Origin of the sequence: Actinoplanes sp. CA-015351, assembly GCF_050955685.1 — a bacterium.
Lineage (GTDB): Bacteria > Actinomycetota > Actinomycetes > Mycobacteriales > Micromonosporaceae > Actinoplanes.
The window spans coordinates 1,314,846-1,336,085 of the sequence record NZ_CP192102.1 but is presented as its reverse complement, the minus strand read 5'-3'; the positions used below and the strand labels follow the sequence as shown (position 1 = coordinate 1,336,085).

The following is a 21,240-nucleotide window of genomic DNA, read 5'->3' as shown; positions in this document are numbered from 1 at the left end:
GCCTCCCTAGTGTTGAGGGCATGAGTCGCCCTCGCCTGCCCCACCTGCTGGCCGATACGCGCAGCGGCGTGCTGCTGTTCAGCATCACGCCGCCCCGGCGCAGCACACCCGAGGAGCGGGTCAAGGAGATCGCCGAAGTCACCCTGGATCGCCTCAGCGGCCTCGACCTCGACGGCCTGATCCTGTACGACATCGACGACGAGTCCGACCGCAACCCGGACGAGCGCCCGTTCCCGTTCCTGGAGACCCTCGACCCGGCCCGCTATTACGCCGACCACCTGGGCGGCTGGGACAAGCCGGTGGTCATCTACCGCTGCGTCGGCAAATATCCCGAGGACGAGCTCCGCGACTGGATGTCCGGCGTCGACAACCGGGTCCTCAGCGTCTTCGTCGGCGCATCCTCCGGCGACAAGCCGGTCCAGACCAGCCTGCGCCAGGCCCAAGCCGCCCGCGCCGAGGTACGCCCCAAACTCCCCCTGGGCGCGGTGGTCATCGGCGAACGGCCGGACGAGCACCTGCGCATGCTCAAGAAGCAGGAGCGCGGCGCCAGCTTCTTCATCTCCCAGGTGGTTTACCACGCCAACGAGACGAAGAACCTGCTCTCCGACTACTACTACGGCTGCCGGGAACGCGGCGTCACCCCGCGCACGGTCATCTTCACGCTGTCCCTCTGCGGCTCCCTGAAGACCCTGGAGTTCCTGGCCTGGCTGGGCGTCGACGTCCCCCGCTGGCTCCAGAACTCCCTGCGCCACGCCAACGACCCGCTGGCCGAGTCGTACCGCCAGTGCATCGCGATCGCCCGCGACCTCATCGACTTCTGCGAACACCTGGGCATCCCGTACGGCTTCAACGTGGAAAACGTCTCCATCCGCAAAACCGAAATCGAAGCCACCACAGACCTAGCAGCCGAAATAGCCGAACTCCTCCACTACCGCCGCCACTGATCCACGCGCCTGAGTTGACGCGGGCTGGCACCATCGCGCCGTGGCTTGGGAGTGGGTCGGTCCAGCGGTGACCGGAACGATCGGCGTTGTTACGGTCGCCACCACAGCCTGGCTCGCGCACAAGAATCTTCGGGTCCAGCACGAGCGCGCCCTGGCGACGGAACGCCGCGCGCTTTACGGCCGGTTCCTCGGCGCACTTCGCGAGGTCGAGCACTGCGACATCTACATCACCTCGACCGAGGAATTCGACGACGAGGCTCTGACCCATGAGGCGGTACGAGCGTACCGGGATGCTTGTGCCCGCGCGTCCGCACTCCTAGCGGAGATCAGTATCGTCGCTCCGGCATGCGTGGAACAGGTGGCCGCCGAGTATTACGACGTGGTCGTACTGAAACGATCGCCGGATTCACTTGCTCGCGTGCGCATCGCGCTCGCCGACGCAATGCGTGAGGACGTAACCGCGTAGGTCACCGATCGGTTTTCTGCACACGACGTTCGCTGAACACCGACTGATCTGGCGCCGTCATCGGCCGACGAGAACCTCGGCGCGGTCGGTAACGCTCGTCTGTCGTCGAGCTGGAGCAGCCGCGTACATGATCTCGACCTCGGCTCGCTCGACCTTGTGCAGCAACTCCTGTGCCGCCTGCCCCATAGGCGTCCGCGTATGCCGGTGAACTCGGTCTCGGCGGTTACTCCGGGTCGCGACGTGGCTCGGTGTCGTCGAGCGGGGCTCCGCAGATTGATCTGCGTTGCCGGTCCGCTTTGTTTTGATCATGGTGACGAGGTACGTGACCGCCATGAGTCCGGATACGAGCCAGCCGAAGACCGACCCCCACTTGAGGTGACTCGTGGTGGCGGTTTGCAGCGCGTCCAAGTACTCCGTAAGCACAGGACGGTCGACGTCAGGTGTCCCGGCAGGAAGGATCTCCTCGAATACCGAGGTATCGCCGGTCACATCGAAGATCTGGATCGCCAGCAAGGAGTCGAGCAGCGTGTGCCGCCCAGCGATGTGGATCTGCCGATCGACGAGTTCTTTCACATGCCGAGCCGACGGGTTGTCCTCGATCTTCCCTAGTCGCAGGTCGTCGGTGATCCGGTCCCGAAGGATCCAAAGCCGGTTCCGGTAGATGCTGTGCGCCAGATTCTTGAGCTGCACGGCCAGCACGAACGGGAAAAAGGCGACCGCCAGCAACATGAGCACGAGTACGACCGAAATGGCGTCCACGTCACGTGCCCGCCGTCGGACTCGGCGAGGACTTCGCCTCGATCTCTTTCTCAAGGCCGTTCATACGCAGGCGCTGCGTTTTGATCTTACGCTTTCGCAGCCGACTCTGAATGAGAAGAACTACCGTGCTGACGCCGAGCACGACGGCGAACATCAACACAATGCGAAAGCTGCTCGCAGAAGACGATTTCCCTTCGGCGAAGTTACCGGCGAGTTCCGTGACGATGCGGAGCGGGAATGTCGAAATGTAGATCAAAAGCGCTCCGCCGATGATCTCGACGATGCGCTGGAACAGGGAAAATCGAGCAACCTGCACCGTGGCTCGCTCCTTGTCCCGGAGTAACTGAACCTGACCCTCAAGCCGGGTGATTTCCACCTTCAGCTTTTCCACCTGCAACTCGGCCTCTTTGGTGCGGTGCTCGAACTGCCCCAAGCGAAGCGCGGTGCGCTCGGCGTCGATCGACATGGCGGGCAGCATAGCGGTGACCAAAAGATCGATTCCCGCGCCCCCGTCGTGACCGGCGATTGTCAGCACTGAATCCTGCGGGCGAATATCGGTCAATGTGCCACTGCCCATGATCCCCCATTCCGATGAGTGCCTCTTCTTCGGCTACCGAGCGGCACACGCCCCTGGGTACGCCCGCCTCCATGCCCTAAATCTGTCCCCCATCCGACAATGAATTACTCAGAGAATTCGATCAACCACCCTGGGTGAATTCTATCGTGAATATCAACGATTCGGCATCATCTGGCAAGCCGGCGCCTCGAGGCCCCGCACGCCTGCCAAGAAGTACGGTCGATCCACGCTACGGGTTGCATGCCGAAGCAACGACTTCGCTTTCAGGCCAACGCCTTTCTTGGGTCGAGCGATTCCGCTAATGCCTAGTTGTCATGAGACGAGGCTAGTCGTTTGCAAAGATCGACTCAAGCCTGATCTGGAGGGATACCCGCAACGGGCATGCCACGGGCGGAGGATGGGTCACTCCGGCCGCGACTTCGCCCCACCAGAAGTCAAGTGCAAGAGCGCCGTTACCGTGACCGGGTGATCGACTTCAACAATGGCTCCGTCTTCAAGCTGAACCCGTGCGACCCACAAGAGGTGTTCCCGCAGGTCGCCCCGTTTCTGATTCAGGCCGAACAGGTCATCTTCACTTTCAAGACCGTTCGCGACTTCGTTGTCTTCACGGACAAGCGACTCATCGCCGCCAACGTCCAGGGCATCACCGGCTCGAAGACTGACTTCACCTCGCTGCCCTACAGCAAGATCCAAGCCTTCTCAGTAGAGACAGCTGGGAGCCTGGATCGGGATTCCGAACTGGACCTCTGGTACAGCGGCCTCGGCAAGGTCCGCCTCGAGTTCAAGCGCAACGTCGACATCCGCCAGCTGAGCCTGATGATCGCTAATTACGTCCTCTGATGCGTGCCGGTCAGTCGATTGTTCCGCGGTCGGCGACCCAGCGGGTTGGCTGGCCGGTCACCTCGGCGACCTGCAGGAAATCGGCGTCGTAATGCAGGATCGTCAGACCGTGAAATTCTGCCGTCGCGGCGGTCAGCAGGTCGACGGGACCGGCCGAGCGATGGGTGCCCTTCTCCGTCAGCGCCGTTTGCACTTGAGAGGCCTGCTCGAAAACAGCGTCGGGCATCACCACCCAACTGAACGTTTCCCGGATCAGAGCTTCCTGCCGGTCTCGGTCGGCTTTCGACCGCGCGGTGTACAGCAACTCGATCTCAGTGATCGCGCACGTCGCGATTGACCCGTTCACGAGTGATCGGTGCCATATGCGGCGTAGCTCGGAATTGCTTAGGAACCTGAGCAGGGCACTTGTGTCCGCGAGGAAGCTCACGTCATCCACGAGCAGCCTGCTTCCGCTGCCAGGGGCGGTTCCGTTTGTCGAACAACTCGTCGAACTGGCCGGTCGCGGCGATCTCCACCAACTCGGCGAGCGCACGGGTGCGCCGAGTCCGAGCGGCGGCGTCGTGCAGAGCGGCGCTGATCGTCTCGGCCTCGGTCGTTGTCCCATACAGCTCTGCGGCGTCAGCCAGCACCTCACTGTCCGGGTCGACCTCGTGTCCGGCCATCAGATCCCCCATAGTCCGCACCGACCCTTCGAGTGTAAGCGTCCCGGCTCATGCCTAGCCGTCATACGACAAGGCTAGTCGTGTGCATAGATCAACTCAAGGGGTGGGCCTGGGAGAATGGGCTCATGCTCGTAGCCTTCTCTGTCACCCCCATCGGGGCCGGCGACTCTGTCGGGGACGCTGTCGCCGAAGCCGTCCGGGTTGTCCGGGCCTCTGGCCTGCCGAACCGGACCGACTCCATGTTCACCACGATCGAGGGCGAGTGGGACGAGGTGATGGCGGTCGTGAAGCAGGCCGTCGACGTCGTCGCCCTGGTCGCGCCTCGGGTCAGCCTCTCGCTCAAGGCGGACGTGCGGCCCGGAGTCACCGGCGCGCTCACCGCCAAGGTCGAGCACATCGAGCGGGTGCTGGGCCAGTGAGGCGACTGGTCATGTGGGACATCGACTACACGCTGCTGCGCGGTGGCGGGGTCGCGGCCCGGTCGTGGAAGGCGGCGTTCACCGAGGTGACTGGGCTCGCCTGGCGGGACACCCCGATCTTCGGCGGGCGCACCGACCTGGACATCTGCGCGGAGGTGTTCGCAGTCCACGGGGTGACCGACTGCACCCCCGAGCGTTTCTTCACCAGATATGTGGAAATAGTCGAGCAGGTCAGGCATGAGTTCGCCGAGCAAGGGGCGCTCATGCCCGGCGTCGAAGAGGTGCTGCGCCGGCTGGGCGCCGACCCGGCCGTGGTGCAGACCCTGGTGACCGGCAACGTTCCGGCTGTGGCGCGGGCCAAGGTTGCCGCTTTCCGGCTCGATCATGTCTTCGACGCCGAGGTCGGCGGTTACGGCACCGACGACAGCGTCCGCGCCACCCTGGTCCGGCGGAGCCTGGAGCGGGCCGAGGCGAAGTACGGCGAACGGTTCCTGCCCGTCGTCATCGGCGACACCGTGAACGACGTGACGGCCGCCCTGGCGAACGGCGCCGTCGCGATCGCGGTGGCGACCGGCTCGACGACGACGGCAGATCTCGTGGCAGCAGGCGCGCACACCGTCCTGCCCGACCTGAGCGACCCGGACCTGGCCCTCGCGGCCCTCATGGCCTCAGCTCCGGCGGGAACCCCGTCCACCGCAGCTCCGCCGGCAGGTGCGTGAGGTCGTTGACCAGGATCACCCGGGGCACCTGGCCGGCCGGATAGCGGATCAGGGTGACCCCGGTGTTGCACTGGTTCGCCACCCGGAACCGTTCCGGCGGGGCAGCGTACGCGTCCCGCAGGAACCACCCCACCTGGAAGTTGTGAGTGATCACCAGCTCGTGGATCTCGTCTGCCACCGGGCTGGTGAACCGGGTGATCATCGCCGCCGAAACGCCCGGATCGTCGGTGGGCACCTGATCGTCGAGTTCCTCCACCTCCCGGACCGGAACGTCCGGGAAGTGGCGGGCCACGATCTGCGCGGTCCGCAGCGCCCGGGGTTTCGGACTATGGCTGATCGCTTCGACGGGCAGGCCGGCCAGACGGGCACCGAGCAGCGACGCCTGCTGCCGCCCAGCCTCGGTCAGATCCGACTGATCGGGCACGGCCTCACCGTGCCGCACGAGCCACAGATGCCGGACAGCCACGACGAACCTCCCTGACGAGCGATCAGGTAGGACTCACCGGGTTGGGCAGCGCTCCACCGAACCGGCGGTCCCGTTGGGCGTACAACTCGCACGCATACCAAAGGTGACGCCGATCGAAGTCCGGCCACAAGGTGTCGAGGTAGACCATTTCCGCGTACGCGGATTGCCAGAGCAGGAAGTTGGACGTGCGCTGCTCGCCGGAGGGCCGCAGGAACATGTCCACGTCCGGGACCTCGGGGTGGTACAGGTATCGCGAGATGGTCTTCTCGTTGACCTTGTCGGCCTTGAGTTTGCCGGCCGCGACGTCGCGGGCGATCGCCGCCGCCGCGTCCGCGATCTCGGCCTGTCCGCCGTAATTCACACAGAACTGCAGGGTGAGCGTCTTGTTGTTCTTGCTCATCTCCTCGGCGGTCTGCAGCTCGGAGATGACGCTTTTCCACAGCCGGCCGGCCCGGCCGGACCAAACCACCCGCACACCGAGGTCGACGAGCTGGTCGCGGCGCCGCCGGATGACGTCGCGGTTGAAGCCCATCAGGAAGCGCACCTCCTCGGGCGAGCGCTTCCAGTTCTCGGTGGAGAACGCGTACGCCGAGAGGTAGGGAATCCCCAGCTCGATGGCGCCCTCGATGGTGTCGAAGAGCGAGTGCTCGCCCTGCTCGTGCCCCTTGGTCCGGGACAGCCCACGCTCTTTCGCCCAGCGGCCGTTGCCGTCCATGACGATGGCGACGTGTTTGGGCAGCGCGGCGGCCGGCAGCTGCGGTGGCCGGGCGCCGGAGATGTGCGGGATGGGCGGACGCGGGCTCAAGGTTTCAACTCCCGTCGATCGACAAGCGGCAGCGAACGCAGCGCTCGTTCCATGTGCCATTGCAGGTGTGCGGCGACCAGACCGCTGCACTCCCGGCGCACCGAGGGCGCCGACGCGTCGGCGATCGCCCAGTCACCGGAGGTCAGCGCGGACATCAGACCGAGCGTGTCCGGGCTGGGGTGCGCCGAGCCGGGCGGGCGGCAGTCCGGGCAGACCGCGCCACCGGCCGGCACCGCGAACGCGGCGTGCCGCCCCGGTGTGCCGCAGACCGCGCACTCGGTGACCGCGGGCGCCCAGCCGGCGAAAGCCATGGCCCGCAGAAGGTACGCGTCAAGCACCAGCCCGCCGGCGTGCTCGGCCGAGGCAAGGGCTTTCATCGCGCCCAGGGTGAGCTGGAAGAGCCGCAGCGCGGGCTCCCGCTCGACCGGGGTGAGCCGCTCGGCGGTCTCACAGATCGCCGAGGCCGCGGTGTAACGCGGATAGTCCGACAACAGAGACTTGCCGAAGAGCGAAACCGCCTCGACCTGGCTGACCGAGTGCAACGAGCTGCCCACTCCCTCCGGCGAACCGGCGAGCTGCAGGTCGATGTGGCCGAACGGCTCAAGCCGGGCCCCGAAGCGTGACGACGTGCGCCGCACACCGCGGGCGACCGCGCGGAGCCGGCCGTTGCGCCGGGTGAGCAGGGTGACGATCCGGTCGCTCTCGCCGAGTTTCTGGACGCGCAGAACCACCGCGTCGTCGCGGTAGAGCTGGCGTCGGTATCCGGCGGGCATCCCGTCATTCTGCCCGGTGCCTACGACATACCCTGACCCGGATCTCAGGGTCGCCTCCGGGACGGGACCGATGGCGCTACGGGTGCCCCCGGAAATAGCGTTTCCAGCATGAGCCGAAGAGTTGCCCTTGTCCTCGCCGCCGCCTCAGTGGTTGCCCTGACCGGCTGCGACGGCGTGGTCGGCGCCCGGATGACGTTCGACGACACCGAAAAGGCCAAGGTCACCGACATCGTGCTGGCCGGTGGCAGCGGTGACGTGCAGATCAGCACGGGCAGCGTCACCGAGACCCGGATCAAGCGAGTGATCCGCGGCTCGACCGATCCCGGCCCGTCGTACCAATTGACCGGCTCGACGCTGACCCTCGCGACCGACTGCGGGATGAACTGTCACGTCGACTACGAGATCACCGCTCCGTCCGGCGTGGCCGTCCGCGGCGATCTGCGCTCCGGCGACCTGGGCATCTCCGGCGCCGGCATCGTCGATCTGAAACTGACCTCGGGTGACGTCACGGTGGACAGCGCCACCGGGCCGGTCTCGATCGAGGCGACCTCGGGTGACCTGTTGGTGCGCGACGCGCCGTCCCTGACGGTCGAGCTGACCTCGGGTGACATCACCGCTGAGCGGATCGCCGGCCCGATCAAGGCCAGGGCGACCTCCGGCGACATGCAACTCGACATCAGCACACCAGCCTCGGTGACCGCGACGGTGCAGAGCGGCGACCTCAACCTGATGGTGCCCGAGGGCGCCTACCAGGTCCGCACCGACACCGGCAGCGGCGACGCCACCGCCGAGGACATCAAGAACGACCCGAGCGCCAAGAACATCCTCGACCTACGAACGCGAAGCGGCGACCTCTTCGTAACTACCCGATGAAACCGGGACAGAGGCGCTACCCGATGAAACCGGGACAGCGGCCGGGGCCGGCGAGACCGGCACCGGCAGCCTCTTCCGGCCGGGCACCAGCTGCGGAGGCCGTCCAGCGGCCACGTCCTCGACCCAGCCGACCGCCGCGAGCACCACACCGAGCAGGATGAACACCACTACCGCTCGCCACGAGATGCCGACCCAGCCGCTGAGCGGCAGACCGTGCGCCTGGCCGACCTGATTCACCGCCACGATGATCGGGATGTGCCAGAGGTAGATGGTGAGCGCCCGCGCGTTCAGCACGGTCAGGGCACGATGCTCCCGGACCATCGGGGCCACCCTGAGCGCCACCAGGATGAACGCCGCTGACCAGAGTGCGTTGCCGAGCGGGATGTCATTCAGGTCGTACCCTCGTGGTCCGGGATGGGTGATCACCCAGGCCGCGCCGGGAATCGCGAGCGCGGCCGCGAGGGTGAAGAGCCGCTTGCGGCTCAGCCGGCGCAGGTGCCCGTCGTGATGGGCGAAACCGAGCAGCCAGGCCCCGCCGTAGAGCGCGAGATCGCGCGGCACCGCCGGAAGCACAAAACCCGAAAATTCCAGAAAAATCAGCACAAGGTACGGGGTAAGCACCGAAGCCAGTGGGAACCGCCGGAACACCGGCAGTGCCAGCGGAGACAGCAGCACGAACCACAGGAAGTCACGCAGGTACCAGGCATGGCTCAGCGACTGCATCCACCAGCCGGTGGCCTCCGGATCGACGAGGGGGAAACCCCAGAGCAGCAGGTGCACGTCGAACGGAGTGCCGGCGATCAGCATCGCCGGCACCGCGATCACCAGGCCGAGAACCCAGAGCGAGGGCAGCAGCCGTCGCAGACGCCGCTCCACCGACCAGACACCGAACCGGTCGATGGAGGCGGCCATCAGGGAGCCGGCCAGGGCGAACATCACCGACATGGCCGGGAAGATCACCGTCAGCGCCGCCCACCCGGTGAGGTGATAGACCACGACTCGCACGGTCGCCACCGCGCGCAAGAGGTCCAAGTACCGGTTCCGCATGACCGAAGGTGTTACCCGCGCTGAACCGAAAAGCGCAAATCCCGGTGAATTATCCCATAGTCAGAGAATGTCTACCTATCGATCTAAAAGCCCAGCTTACGGAGCTGCTTCGGATCGCGCTGCCACTCCTTGGCGATCCGGACGTGAAGATCCAGGTAAATCTTCGTACCCAGAAGCTCCTCGATCTGAACCCGGGCCTGGGAACCGACCTGCTTGAGCCGCTCACCCTTGGTCCCGATCACGATCGACTTCTGGCTGGACCGCTCCACGTACAGATCCGCGTAGATCTTCGTGACCTTGCCCTCGACCTGCATCTCCTCGACGAGAACCGCAATCGAGTGCGGCAGCTCGTCGCGCACACCCTCCAGAGCCGCCTCGCGGATCAGCTCCGCGATCAGCACCTGCTCGGGCTCCTCGGTGAGCACGTCATCCGGGTAGAGCTGCGGCGACTCCGGCAGGTACTTGACCATCGCGTCGGTCAGCAGCTCCACCTGATGCCCGGAGACAGCGCTGACCGGAATGATCTCCGCGAAGTCGTAGAGCTTGGAGACCGCGAGCAGCCGCTCGGCCAGAACCTGCGGACTGACCAGGTCGACCTTGGTCACCACCGCGACCACGGTGGCCTTCAGGTCGTTCATCTCCGAGGAGATGAATCGGTCGCCGCGACCCACCGGCTCGTCCGCCGGGAAACAGATGCCGATCACGTCGACCTCGCTCCACGTCTCGCGGACCAGGTCGTTGAGTCGCTGGCCGAGCAGCGTGCGCGGCCGGTGCAGACCCGGCGTGTCCACCAGCACGAGCTGCGATTCCGGCCGGTGCAGAATGCCGCGGATGATGTGCCGGGTGGTTTGCGGCTTGTTCGACGTGATCGCGATCTTCTGGCCGACGATCGCGTTCGTCAGCGTCGACTTACCCGCGTTGGGTCGCCCGACGAAACAGGCGAAACCAGCACGATAAACCCCGTCCTCCCGCTTGTCGGAAGCCGCGGCCTTGTGCCGGTGCACTCTCTGCGGATAAGAGCTTTCGGTACGCGTCTCAGCGGCGCCCGCCTGTGCCTTGCGGGTCCGGGGCTTCCTGGTGGAGCCAGGCTGCGGAGCACCCTTGCCGCCGGCAAATCTCTGACCTGCGGGCTTCTGTCCGGCAGCCGGTTTCTGACCGCCGGAGCCCGCTGCGGGCTGGCCGCCGCTCTGCTCCAGGCGTTTCGCGGCCTGGCGTTCCTGACGACGGCGCGCGTTGCGCTCGCCCGGGCTCAGCCGGCGCTCGCCCTCGGTCAGACGACGCTCGCTCTTCTCCTCGGCCATCAGAGGACCGTGCCGAGCAGCGAGCCGTTGGTGCCCGCGACGTGGATCGGCGCGTCGGCGGCCAGGTCACGCACCGCGGCGTGGCCGGAGCCGTCAAGCGTCGACGCCTCGGTCACCACGGCGGCCGCCTCCAGCCGGGTCGCGCCGGAGGCCACCGCCTGCGCCACGGCCAGTTGAAGGGCGGTCAGGGCGAGGCTGGGCAGCACGACCGTGGCAGCGGCGTAGGTGCGGCCGTCCTGGTCGCGTACCGATGCGCCCTCGACCGCACCCACCCGGGCGCGCGCGCTGCGCGCCAGGGTGACCAATTTGGCGTCCTCGGCACTCAGCGGGGTGCCGTCCGTGCCGGGCACGGGTGCGGCGGCGAAGGTCTGCTCAGGCATCTGCTGGTTGTCTTTCCTCTGTCTCAGTGACGTTCTCGTCGTTCTCGGCGGACGGACCCGGTCCCACCCGGCACACCAGCACCGAGTCGATCCGGTTCCGGCGGCCGGCGGTGCCCTCGGCGATCAGGTGAAGCCCACCCACGTCGACGGCGGCGCCTGGAATCGGCACCCGGCCCAGTGTCTGCGCGAGCAGGCCACCGACCGTCTCCACCTCGTCGGTGGGCAATTCCACCCCGAAGATGTCGCCCAGGTCCTCGATCGGCAGGCGTGCGGCAACCCGCACCGCGCCGTCCTCGAGGTGCTCGATGGGAGGGCGTTCCACGTCGTACTCATCGGTGATCTCGCCGACGATCTCCTCGAGGATGTCCTCGATGGTGACCAGGCCGGCTGTGCCACCGTACTCGTCCACCACGATCACCAGGTGGGTGCGTGCCGCCTGCATCTCGGAGAGCAGGTCGTCGACCGGTTTCGACTCGGGCACGAACGTGGCCGGGCGCATCGCGTCCGCCACGGCCTGAGCGGCCGCCGCCGGGTCGCCGTTCTGCGTGCGGCGGATCACGTCTTTCAGATAGAGCACACCCAGCACGTCATCGACGCTCTCGCCGATCACCGGGATCCGGGAGAACCCGGAGCGCAGGAAGAGGAAGAGCGCCTGCTGGAGCGTTTTCGGCGCCTCGATCCACACCATTTCGGTACGCGGCACCATCACCTCACGGGCGATCGTGTCACCGAGGGCGAAGACCGAGTGGATCATCTCGCGCTCGCCGTGCTCGACGACGCCGCGCTGCTCGGCCAGGTCGACCAGCTCACGCAGCTCGACCTGACTGCCGAACGGGCCCTCCGGGAAGCCTTTGCCCGGGGTCACCGCATTGCCGATCAGGATCAGCAGCTGGGCGAGCGGGTTGAGCACCTTGCCGAGCCAGCGCACCAGCGGGGCCGTCGCCAGCCCCACGGCGTACGCGTGCTGGCGCCCCACGGTCCGCGGGGCGACCCCGATCACCACGAAGCTGACCAGGGTCATCGTGCCGGCCGCGACGAGCGCCGCCTGCCAGCCGACACCCCAGGTGTCCACCGCCACGAGCGCCACCAGCGTCGTCGCGGTGAGCTCGCAGAGCAGGCGGAGCAGCAGGAGCAGGTTGACGTAACGGACCACGTCGGAGGCGACGGCGGCCAGCGCGGTCGCGCCCCGCCGGCCCTCCCGGTCCAGCTCCGCGGCACGGGCCTGGCTGACCATGGCCAGCGCGGCGTCGGTCATCGACGCCAGGCCGGCCAGCAGCACCAGCGCCACCGCGCAAATGATCAGTTGCAGGTCCGGCAGGCCCGCTGAGGCGGACGCTGCCAGACCGGAGGCGGGCTCCATGGTCAGCCGGCCTTACGTGTGGCGCGCCAGCTCTGCAGAAGCTTGTTCTGCAGAGCGAACATCTCGCGCTCCTCGTCCGGCTCGGCGTGGTCGTAACCGAGCAGGTGCAGCACCCCGTGCACGGTGAGCAGGTGCAGCTCGTCCGCGGCGGAGTGGCCGGCGACCGCCGCCTGTTTCGCGGCCACCTCGGGCGCCAGCACGATGTCGCCGAGCAGCGCCGGCTCACCGACCCCGGACTCGCCGGGACCGTGGTCGACGCTGCCCTCGTCCATCGGGAAGGCGAGCACGTCGGTGGGACCGTCGCTCCCCATCCAGCGATGGTTGAGCTCGGCCATGTAGTCGATGTCGACCAGGAGGATCGACAGCTCGGCGAGTGGGTTGACACCCATCTCGTCCAGGGCGTGCCGGGCAACCGCGAGGATCGCGTCGGTGTCGACCTCGACTCCCGACTCGTTGGCGATCTCGATGGACATAGCGGTGCGATTACCCCTTGGAAATCAGCGCCGGTGCCCGGTGCGACCGCCGGTGGCGGTCCGGCCCGGCACGGCGTGGACGGATTGTGCGGCCTGTTGTTCCTGCTCGAGGTCGAAACGCGCGTACGCGTCGACGATCTCCGCGACCAGGCGGTGGCGCACCACGTCGGAGCTGGAGAGCTCCGCGAAGTGCACGTCCTCGACGCCGCGCAGGATCTCCCGCACGACCTTGAGACCGCTGCTCGTGCCGCCGGGCAGGTCGACCTGGGTGACGTCGCCGGTCACCACGATCTTGGCACCGAAACCGAGCCGGGTCAGGAACATCTTCATCTGCTCGGGCGTCGTGTTCTGCGCCTCGTCGAGAATGATGAACGCGTTGTTGAGCGTGCGGCCTCGCATGTACGCCAGAGGCGCGACCTCGATCGTCCCGGCGGCCATCAGCCGCGGGATCGATTCCGGGTCGAGCATGTCGTGCAAGGCGTCGTAGAGCGGACGCAGGTAGGGGTCGATCTTTTCGGTCAGCGTGCCGGGCAGGAAGCCGAGCCGCTCACCGGCCTCGACCGCCGGCCGGGTCAGGATGATCCGGCTGACCTCCTTGGCCTGCAGAGCCTGCACGGCTTTCGCCATGGCGAGGTACGTCTTACCGGTACCGGCCGGGCCGATCCCGAAGACGATGGTGTTCTCGTCGATGGCGTCGACGTACTTTTTCTGGCCCAGCGTCTTGGGCCGGATGGTGCGCCCGCGCCGGGACAGGATGTTGAGGGTGAGCACCTCGGCGGGACGCTCCGAGGTGTTGGCCTCGAGCATCGCCAGGGTGCGGCGGACAGCGTCGACGCTGAGCGTCTCGCCTTTTTCGATGAGCTCGACGAGCTCCGCGAAGAGCCGCTCCGCCGTGGCGTTGTCGGCGGGCTCCCCGGTGATCGTGATCTCGTTGCCGCGAACATGCACGTCGCTGGTGACGGACCGCTCGATGAGACGGAGGATCTCGTCCCCGGGGCCGAGCAGGTTCACCATGATCTTCGGATCACTCACCGAGATCTTGGTCTGCGCCCGCACCGGGCTGGACGAGCCAGTGCTGGAAGGGTTCGGCGTTCCGGTCATAGGCTGGCCCAGTGGGCCTCCGCCACCTGCTCTCTGTCTCCGTGTCGCCCGGTTGAGGGCGGCTTGCTCGAGGATCGTGCCATCCTATCCGCTCGCCCGCTCCCCCGCCGATGCCATTATCGCCGCCCCGCTGGCGGGTCACCCGCCCGGTAAGGCTCCGGTCCGGAAGACGCCGGACCGCCGTCGAAGCCGTCCTGGAACCGGCGGAACCGGTACGTGGCCCAGTGCATCCGTACCACCTCGCCGTGCTCGTCCCGGGTCAGTCGCAGCAGCTCACCGGACTCCCGGCCGGAGACCGTACGCAGCACGTCCTCCTGCTCGGGCAGCGCGGCGAACACCGCGGGCGGCCGGTCGGCGGGCGCCTCAGCGAGCCGGGCCTGAAGCTGCCCGTCATGCCAGGCGAAAATGAATTCGGAACCCTCGCTCCACCAGCGGCCGAGCACCGATCGGTACGACTTCGGCGCGGGCGCAGCGATCCGCCACGGCCTGATCTCGGCCGGGTCCAGCTCGACGGCGAGCCGCAGCAACTCGTGGACCAGCTCGTTGACCTGTCCCGCTGTTCCGGAGGAGCCCAGCACCGCGCAGCCGAGCGCGCCCGGGTTGCCCTCGCCGCCCCGGCGGCCGTAGACACCAGCCAGGAAACCGGGCATCGCGCCGTCGTGCCCGACGTGCATGACCCGCCGGCCCTCGGGCACCAGAATCAGGCCGAGGCCGAACCCGGCACCCCACAGCGCTTCGTCGGTGGTGGTCAGCGGCCAGCGCATCTCGTCGAGGGTGGTCGCTTTCAGGACGCGGCCGTCCGGGTCGACCAGCTCCGGGCTGGTCAGGAAGGCGGCCCATTTCGCCATGTCGGCGGCGGTGCTCCAGAGCTGCGCGGCGGGCGCCACACCTCCGAGCGGAACCGGCGGCTCGGGGCGGGCCGCGTCCGAGTACGCGTCGACGAGATAACCCACGGCGGACTGCGGCGGCGCCTCCACCGTGGTGGCGTTCAATCCGAGTGGGACCAGGATGCGCTCGGCGACGATCTGCTCCCAGGTGCCGCCGCGGAGCTTTGCCACGAGCTGCCCGAGGACCGCGAGTCCCAGGTTGGAGTAATGGAACCGGCGCGCGTTCGGCAGCACCCGCTCGGCCCGGTCCAGCTCCTCGACGAGCTGCGCCGCGTCCGGGGCGATCAGGGTGTCCCAGACGTCGCCGTGCGGCTCACGCTGGAAACCAGCGGTGTGCGAGAGCAGGCGGCGCAGCGTGGCATCACCGTGCGCGGGCAGGTCCAGGTACGCGTTCACCGGCTGGTCGAGATCGAGCAGCCCTTCGTCCCGGGCCTGCAGGACGAGCACCGCGGTGAACGTCTTGGTGACCGAGCCGATCCGGAACCGGGTATCCGGGCCGAGCGGGTGTGCCGTGTTGCCGGACTCGCCGACCGTGAAGACCCACGGTTCCCGGTCGGCGCGGTGCAGGGCGACCGACAACGCCGGGATGCGTCCGTCGGACTGTGCTCTGCGGGCGGCTCGCTCGTACCGGGGAGTCGGAGCGTTCACTTGCCGGCCAGCATCGGGCCGAGTGGTGCACCGCCGACCACGTGCGCGTGCACGTGGAAGACCTCCTGGCCGCCGTGCGTGCCGGTGTTGAAAATCACCCGGAAGCCGTCGGTGAGCCCCTCCTTCTCGGCCACCGCGGCCGCGGTGGCGAGCACGTCGGCCGCGGCGGACGGGTCGGCGGCGAGAGCGACCACGTCGGGGTGGTGCGCGACCGGGATCACCAGCACGTGGGTTGGCGCTTTAGGGTCGATGTCGCGGAACGCGAGGGTGGTCTCGGTGCGGTGCACGACCGTCGCCGGGATCTCGCCGGCCACGATGCGGCAGAAGAGGCAGGAGTTTTCCACCTGTCGGATCTTAGGCGTTGAGGATTGAATGGTCGCCGGATCCATGTCGTTAACGCTGGGAGCGCTCTCATGACCGATCTCGATCATTTCCTCGGGCAACTGACCCTGGAGGAGAAGGTATCCCTGCTGACCGGACAGGACTTCTGGTCGCTGCCCGCGATCCCCCGGATCGGCCTGCGCTCACTGGTGATGTCCGACGGCCCGGTCGGCGTACGCGGCACCGGGTACGCCCCCGATGACCCGTCCATCGCCCTGCCCAGCCCGACGGCGCTCGCCGCCACCTGGGACACCGCGCTGGCGCAGCGGGCCGGGCGGCTGCTCGGCCAGGAGTCCCGGCGCAAGGGTGTGCACGTGCTGCTCGGCCCGACCGTGAACCTGCACCGCACCCCGCTCGGCGGGCGGCACTTCGAGTGCTACTCGGAGGATCCGCTGCTCACCGGCGAGATCGCGGCAGGGTTCGTGGCCGGCGTCCAGTCGCACGGTGTCGGCACCACGGTGAAACACCTGGTCGGCAACGACTTCGAGACCGACCGGATGACCGTGGACGTGCGGATCCCGCCGCGGGCGCTGCGCGAGCTGTACCTGGCGCCGTTCGAGCGGGTCGTGGCCGCGGGCGGCTGGGGCGTGATGAGCGCGTACAACGGGGTCAACGGGTTGCCGATGGCCGGCAACGGGGCGCTTCAGGATCTCGTTCTCAAGCGGGAGTGGGGCTTCGACGGGGTTGTCGTCTCCGACTGGCGGGCTGCCCGGGAGACGGTTCCCACGGCCAACGGCGGCCTGGACATCGCGATGCCCGCCATGGACAACCCGTGGGGCGCGTCGCTCGTCGCCGCGGTCCGGGCCGGCGAGGTGCCGGCGGACGTGATCGACGACAAGGTACGCCGGGTGCTGCTGCTCGCCGCCCGGACCGGCGCCCTCGACGGCTTCGCCATCGCCGACATCCCGCTCGACGAGGACGGCGCCGCGGTCGCTCACGAGGTCGCGGCCCGCTCGTTCGTGCTGGCCACCAACGACGGCGTGCTCCCGCTGCCCACCGGCGACCTGACCCGGGTCGCGGTGATCGGCGCCCTTGCCACCGACGCCCGGGTGCTCGGTGGTGGCAGCGCCCAGGTCACCCCGCCGCACGTGATCTCGCCGCTGGACGGGATCCGCAAGGACCTGCCAGGCGTCGATGTGGCGTACGCGATCGGCGCCGACCCACGGCCGTTTCTGCCCGCCGCCCAGGGCCCGCAGTGGGGCACGTTCCACCTCGCGCTGAGCAGCTCCGACCTCGATGCCTTCGACTTTGCTGTCGAGACCGCGACCGTACGCTGGATCGGCGACCTGCCTGGCGGCCTCAACGTCGCCACGGCCACCAGCCTGGTCCTGCGCACCACGCTGACACCCACCGAGTCCGGCGAGCACATCCTCGCGATCTCCGGGTTTGGCGCGTTCGAGCTGACCGCCGGCGACAGCCTGCTCTACAAGGGTTCGCTGCACCCGCCCGGCACCGGTCGCGCCGACCTGCTGCTGCACCCGCGTGAGCAGCGCTTCTCTCTCACCTTGGAAGCCGGCGTGACCGTTCCGGTGGTGCTCCGGCAGACCTTCGAACCCGGCATGGCCCACTCGGTAGCCACCACGCTCGGTCACCGCGCGCCCGGACCGGACGAGGAGGGCCTGATCGTCGAGGCCGTCGAACTCGCCGCCCGCTCGGACGTGGCGATCGTCGTGGTCGGCACCACCGAACAGGTCGAGTCCGAAGGCTTCGACCGCACCAGCCTGGCCCTGCCCGGCCGCCAGGACGAGCTGGTCTCCCGGGTTGCCGCCGCGAACCCACGCACCATCGTCGTCGTCAACGCCGGCTCCCCGGTGCTGCTGCCCTGGTCGGACGAGGCCGCCGCGATCCTGCTCACCTGGTTTCCCGGCCAGGAGGCAGGCGCCGCCCTCGCCGACGTCCTCCTCGGCGTCACCGAGCCCGGCGGCCGCCTGCCCACCACCTGGCCGCGCCGCGAAGAGGACTGCCCGGTACTCGACGTCCGCGTCACGGACGGCGCCCTCGCCTACGACGAGGACATCTTCATCGGATACCGCGCCTGGTTGCGCTCCCCGGCCAGCCCACTCTTCGCGTTCGGTCACGGCCTGGGTTACACCACCTTCGGGTACGCGGACCTGACGGTCACCGACTCCGAAGCAACCGTGACCATCACCAACACGGGCGAACGCCCAGGCCGAGAGGTGATCCAGATCTACCTGAGCTTCGAAGCCAACGGCAGTGACGGTGACGATGGCAGTGGCGACGGCGACGGCAGTGGCGATGACAGTGGCGATGGCGATGGCGATGGCGGCGACGCGATCGAGCGGCCGGAGCGCTGGCTGGCCGGGTTCGCCTCGGTGGCCGCCGCACCGGGCCAGACCGTCACGGTCCGGGTGCCGCTGCCGGAGCGCGCTTTCCAGATCTGGAACGACGGCTGGCAGACGATCCCCGGCACCTACACGGTGACCGCCGCCCACGCCCTCGACGACCCCCGCCTGACAGCCCACCTGACCCGCTGACTCCACCAGCCACCAGCCACCAGCCACCGGCCACCGGCCACCGGCCACCAGCCACCGGCCACCGGCCACCAGCCACCAGCCACCGCGATCTAGTGAGCTTGCGCCGCCCGAGCCGCCCAGAACTCACAAGGTCGCGGTGCTCGGGCGGCCAAGCGACGGTGTGCGGCTGCGCCATCGGACCGACCCGAAACTCACAAGTTCCACCGCCCGACCGGGGCCCGGCGCCGGCTCACAATCCACTGTGTTGATTTAGGGTTCGATCCGCACCCAATGTCCACACGCATCCCCACGAAACGGCTGCTCGTGCCGACTTCGGGGTCGTATCGCGCCCTAAATCAACACGCTGTGGGGGCGGGCTGTGGCGGGGCCGGGCCCGCTGATCGCGGCAGTGCGCGGGGACTGTGTTAGTCGCTCTGCGTGCCGTGCCCACGGGCACCACCCGCTGATCTTGGAAACTGACGGTGCCTGGAGGCCCCGCCATGCTCCACACATCGGCCATCGGCCCGCCCCGCCGTGACAGCGCGTAACACTCCGCAGCAAGCAGTCTCCAAGATCGCGGACTGGTTGTCTCGTGCCACTCGGCGGGGTGCTGGGCGACACTCGCGGCTGGGCGATTTCGGTCGAGCGTGTCCTGTCCTACCAGCGGGTCAGGCGGGTGGAGAGCACTGACAGGGCTGCCACGCCGGCCGTCGAGGTGCGCAGGACCGCGGTGCCCAGGCGGACCGGGACGGCGCCGGCTGTCTGGAATGTCGCCACCTCGGCGTCGCTGATGCCGCCCTCGGGGCCGACCACCAGGATGATCTCGCCGGATTCCGGGAGTGGCGCCGAGGTCAGCCGTTCGGTTGCTTCCTCATGCAGCACGAACGCGGCCGCCGCGTCCGCGATCCGGGCCGCTACCTGCTTCGTGGAGCAGTCCGGATCGCCGGACACCGACGGGAGCCAGGATCGGCGGGCCTGTTTGGCTGCCTCCCGGGCGGTTGACGCCCACTTGTCGCGGGCCTTGATGCCGCGGTCGCCGCGCCACTGCGCCACCGATCGGGAGGCCGCCCACGGGACGATCTCGTCGACGCCGACCTCGGTCATCGCCTGGACGGCCAGTTCGCCGCGGTCGCCCTTCGCGATTCCCTGGACCACGACCAGACGCGGGTCGGCGGCCGGTTCGGTGGTACGGGAGCCGATCAGCAGGTCGACGGTTCCCCTGCCGACCGCGCTGACCTCGGCTTTCGCGGTGCCGCCCCGGCCGTCGGCGAGGATCAGCGTCTCGCCGGCCCGGAGCCGCTGCACGGTGGCGGCGTGGTGCCCTTCCGGCCCGTCCAGGGTGAACGACGTTCCAGCGGGCAGACTCTCGACCAGAAACAGAGGTGCGGACACCCCCGAACGCTACCGAACCCCACCCCAGCCAGCGCCCACGGTCGCCCAGCGCCCGAAATGTGGAGCCCCAAGCACAAGCCGCCCGGCGCTAGCCAGCGCTCGAATTGTGGAGCCCCAAGCACAAGCCGCCCGGCGCGGCGCACCGGCCGTGGGCCATCCGAACCCGGCCGCAGGTGGTGGAGCCACCTGCACACCTGGCCGCGCCACGGGGGTGACAGGAAAAGGGGCGCGACCACTCACGCAGGTCGCGCGGCCCGGGGAGCGTCAGCGAACCCGGGCCGGGCCCTCGGCGTGAGCGACGGTCTGAACCCACCACCCCGCTGCGACATCCGAATTTGACCTTAATGTCCGTTGAAAGCGTCCCGCATTCGCGAGAAGAAGCCGCCCTGCTTGCTGAGTTCCGCGATGTCCTCGCCGCGGGTCTTGGCGAAGTCGCGGAGCATGCGTTCCTGGTCGGCGGTGAGTTTTGTCGGGGTTTTGACGTCGAGGTGCACGAAGAGGTCGCCGCGACCCTGGCCGCGCAGATGCGGTACGCCCTTGGTGCGGATGCGCAGCGTGCTGCCGGGCTGGGTGCCGGGCTTGACCTCGATGTTTTCCTCGCCGTCGAGGGTCTTGATGGTCATCCGGGTGCCGAGGGCGGCGGCGGTCATCGGGAGCGTCACCCGGCAGTGGAGGTCGTCGCCCTTGCGGGAGTAGACGTCGTGCGGGCGCTCGTGGATCTCGACGTAGAGATCGCCGGCGGTGCCGCCGCCGGGGCCGACCTCGCCCTGCTGGGCCAGGCGGATGCGCATGCCGTCCTCGACGCCCGCCGGGATCTTGACGGTCAGGGAGCGTCGTGTCCTTATCCGGCCGTCGCCGGCGCAGGTGGGGCAGGGCGTCGGGATGGTCGTGCCGTGGCCCTGGCAGTTCGCGCAGGGGCGGGACGAGACGACCTGGCCGAGGAAGGTGCGCTGCACCGACTGGACCTCGCCGCGGCCGGCGCAGACGTCGCAGGTCGCGAGTTGTGTGCCGGGGGCGGTGCCGGCGCCGGAGCACTGGGTGCAGAGGACCGCGGTGTCGACGGTGATCGGCGCCTCGACGCCGAAGGCGGTCTCCACAAGGTCGAGCTCGAGGCGCAGGATCGCGTCGGCGCCGGGACGGGTACGCGGGCGCGGCCCACGTGAACCGCCGCCGGCCGCCGTGCCGAAGAACGCGTCCATGATGTCTTGGAAGCCGACGAAAGGTCCGGCTCCGCCGGGGCCGGGCGCGCCGCCACCACCGGGCGCGAGAGGGTCGCCGCCGAGATCGACGATCTGCCGCTTCTGATCGTCCGAAAGGACCTCGTAAGCGGCGTTGATCTCTTTGAACTTCTCGTGCGCCTCAGGGTCCGGGTTGACGTCGGGGTGGTACTGCCGAGCCAGTTTGCGGTAGGCGCGCTTGATCTCGTCGTCGGTGGCTTCCCGGCTCACGCCGAGAATTCCGTAGTAGTCCTTGGCCACGGGGTTTGGAGTCCT

The 21,240-nt window shown here is 68.3% G+C and carries 24 protein-coding genes; 7 read left to right on the top strand and 17 right to left on the bottom strand.

The annotated features are described in order from the left end of the window. Positions 1-20: 20 nt before the first annotated feature. Positions 21-944, top strand: a complete 924-nt coding sequence (locus ACQP2E_RS06165; RefSeq protein ID WP_433828891.1) for a methylenetetrahydrofolate reductase — start codon at positions 21-23, stop codon at positions 942-944. A gap of 67 nt (positions 945-1,011) precedes the next feature. Further along, a complete protein-coding gene (locus tag ACQP2E_RS06160; protein WP_433828890.1) occupies positions 1,012-1,410 on the top strand; it encodes a hypothetical protein in 399 nt (132 codons plus the stop codon). Positions 1,411-1,467: 57 nt separating this feature from the next. Here the strand turns inward: ACQP2E_RS06160 and ACQP2E_RS06155 are convergent, their stop codons facing one another. Further along, a complete protein-coding gene (locus tag ACQP2E_RS06155) occupies positions 1,468-2,145 on the bottom strand; it encodes a hypothetical protein (RefSeq protein ID WP_433828889.1) in 678 nt (225 codons plus the stop codon). 25 nt (positions 2,146-2,170) lie between these two features. Then, positions 2,171-2,746 (bottom strand): hypothetical protein, encoded by a 576-nt coding sequence (locus ACQP2E_RS06150; RefSeq protein ID WP_433828888.1) that lies wholly within the window; start codon positions 2,744-2,746, stop codon positions 2,171-2,173. Between the two features lie 465 nt (positions 2,747-3,211). Between ACQP2E_RS06150 and ACQP2E_RS06145 the strand changes: the two genes are divergently transcribed. Further along, positions 3,212-3,586: a PH domain-containing protein gene (locus ACQP2E_RS06145; protein ID WP_433828887.1), complete on the top strand. Its 375-nt coding sequence runs from the start codon at positions 3,212-3,214 to the stop codon at positions 3,584-3,586. A gap of 10 nt (positions 3,587-3,596) precedes the next feature. Here ACQP2E_RS06145 and ACQP2E_RS06140 read toward each other — a convergent pair whose 3' ends face one another. After that, on the bottom strand, positions 3,597-4,022 hold the full coding sequence (locus tag ACQP2E_RS06140; protein WP_433828886.1) for a PIN domain nuclease: 426 nt from the start codon (positions 4,020-4,022) through the stop codon (positions 3,597-3,599). Continuing rightward, positions 4,015-4,248, bottom strand: a complete 234-nt coding sequence (locus tag ACQP2E_RS06135; RefSeq protein WP_433828885.1) for a hypothetical protein — start codon at positions 4,246-4,248, stop codon at positions 4,015-4,017. The genes ACQP2E_RS06140 and ACQP2E_RS06135 overlap by 8 nt, the downstream gene beginning before the upstream one ends. Positions 4,249-4,373: 125 nt before the next feature. Here ACQP2E_RS06135 and ACQP2E_RS06130 point away from each other — a divergent pair, with 125 nt between their 5' ends. Further along, a complete protein-coding gene (locus ACQP2E_RS06130; RefSeq protein ID WP_433828884.1) occupies positions 4,374-4,667 on the top strand; it encodes an MTH1187 family thiamine-binding protein in 294 nt (97 codons plus the stop codon). Further along, positions 4,664-5,386, top strand: a complete 723-nt coding sequence (locus tag ACQP2E_RS06125; RefSeq protein WP_433828883.1) for an HAD family hydrolase — start codon at positions 4,664-4,666, stop codon at positions 5,384-5,386. The genes ACQP2E_RS06130 and ACQP2E_RS06125 overlap by 4 nt, the downstream gene beginning before the upstream one ends. Here ACQP2E_RS06125 and ACQP2E_RS06120 read toward each other — a convergent pair. The 3 genes from ACQP2E_RS06120 to recO are packed head-to-tail and all read right to left on the bottom strand — an operon-like array spanning position 5,328 to position 7,430. Then, a complete protein-coding gene (locus ACQP2E_RS06120; RefSeq protein WP_433828882.1) occupies positions 5,328-5,852 on the bottom strand; it encodes a histidine phosphatase family protein in 525 nt (174 codons plus the stop codon). The two genes, ACQP2E_RS06125 and ACQP2E_RS06120, sit on opposite strands and share 59 nt — an antisense overlap. A gap of 22 nt (positions 5,853-5,874) precedes the next feature. Further along, positions 5,875-6,657: an isoprenyl transferase gene (locus ACQP2E_RS06115; RefSeq protein WP_433828881.1), complete on the bottom strand. Its 783-nt coding sequence runs from the start codon at positions 6,655-6,657 to the stop codon at positions 5,875-5,877. Beyond that, entirely contained in the window at positions 6,654-7,430 is a 777-nt protein-coding gene (gene recO / locus ACQP2E_RS06110) for a DNA repair protein RecO (protein WP_433828880.1), read from the bottom strand. The genes ACQP2E_RS06115 and recO overlap by 4 nt, the downstream gene beginning before the upstream one ends. Positions 7,431-7,538: 108 nt before the next feature. On the opposite strand from recO, the gene ACQP2E_RS06105 reads away from it, so the two are divergent. Further along, entirely contained in the window at positions 7,539-8,303 is a 765-nt protein-coding gene (locus ACQP2E_RS06105; protein ID WP_433828879.1) for a DUF4097 family beta strand repeat-containing protein, read from the top strand. Here ACQP2E_RS06105 and ACQP2E_RS06100 read toward each other — a convergent pair. From ACQP2E_RS06100 to ACQP2E_RS06065, 8 genes are all read right to left on the bottom strand, one after another. Then, positions 8,262-9,350, bottom strand: a complete 1,089-nt coding sequence (locus ACQP2E_RS06100) for an acyltransferase family protein (RefSeq protein ID WP_433828878.1) — start codon at positions 9,348-9,350, stop codon at positions 8,262-8,264. The two genes, ACQP2E_RS06105 and ACQP2E_RS06100, sit on opposite strands and share 42 nt — an antisense overlap. 83 nt (positions 9,351-9,433) lie before the next feature. Continuing rightward, positions 9,434-10,354: a GTPase Era gene (era, locus tag ACQP2E_RS06095; RefSeq protein WP_433833790.1), complete on the bottom strand. Its 921-nt coding sequence runs from the start codon at positions 10,352-10,354 to the stop codon at positions 9,434-9,436. 296 nt (positions 10,355-10,650) lie between these two features. Next, entirely contained in the window at positions 10,651-11,031 is a 381-nt protein-coding gene (locus tag ACQP2E_RS06090; protein ID WP_433828877.1) for a cytidine deaminase, read from the bottom strand. After that, positions 11,024-12,391: a hemolysin family protein gene (locus ACQP2E_RS06085; RefSeq protein ID WP_433828876.1), complete on the bottom strand. Its 1,368-nt coding sequence runs from the start codon at positions 12,389-12,391 to the stop codon at positions 11,024-11,026. Before ACQP2E_RS06085 ends, ACQP2E_RS06090 begins: the two co-directional genes overlap by 8 nt. Before the next feature lie 2 nt (positions 12,392-12,393). After that, a complete protein-coding gene (ybeY, locus tag ACQP2E_RS06080) occupies positions 12,394-12,864 on the bottom strand; it encodes an rRNA maturation RNase YbeY (protein WP_127547016.1) in 471 nt (156 codons plus the stop codon). Positions 12,865-12,888: 24 nt separating this feature from the next. Next, entirely contained in the window at positions 12,889-13,965 is a 1,077-nt protein-coding gene (locus ACQP2E_RS06075) for a PhoH family protein (protein WP_433828875.1), read from the bottom strand. A 116-nt stretch (positions 13,966-14,081) separates the two neighbouring features. After that, on the bottom strand, positions 14,082-15,500 hold the full coding sequence (locus ACQP2E_RS06070; protein WP_433828874.1) for a serine hydrolase domain-containing protein: 1,419 nt from the start codon (positions 15,498-15,500) through the stop codon (positions 14,082-14,084). After that, positions 15,497-15,889, bottom strand: a complete 393-nt coding sequence (locus ACQP2E_RS06065; RefSeq protein ID WP_433828873.1) for an HIT domain-containing protein — start codon at positions 15,887-15,889, stop codon at positions 15,497-15,499. Before ACQP2E_RS06065 ends, ACQP2E_RS06070 begins: the two co-directional genes overlap by 4 nt. 24 nt (positions 15,890-15,913) lie before the next feature. On the opposite strand from ACQP2E_RS06065, the gene ACQP2E_RS06060 reads away from it, so the two are divergent. Next, a complete protein-coding gene (locus ACQP2E_RS06060) occupies positions 15,914-18,376 on the top strand; it encodes a beta-glucosidase family protein (RefSeq protein ID WP_433828872.1) in 2,463 nt (820 codons plus the stop codon). A gap of 636 nt (positions 18,377-19,012) precedes the next feature. Here ACQP2E_RS06060 and ACQP2E_RS06055 read toward each other — a convergent pair. Both ACQP2E_RS06055 and dnaJ read right to left on the bottom strand, forming a co-directional pair. Then, positions 19,013-19,747, bottom strand: coding sequence for a 16S rRNA (uracil(1498)-N(3))-methyltransferase (locus ACQP2E_RS06055; protein ID WP_433828871.1), 735 nt, complete (start codon positions 19,745-19,747; stop codon positions 19,013-19,015). Positions 19,748-20,088: 341 nt separating this feature from the next. After that, entirely contained in the window at positions 20,089-21,225 is a 1,137-nt protein-coding gene (gene dnaJ / locus ACQP2E_RS06050; protein ID WP_433828870.1) for a molecular chaperone DnaJ, read from the bottom strand. Positions 21,226-21,240 lie beyond the last annotated feature (15 nt).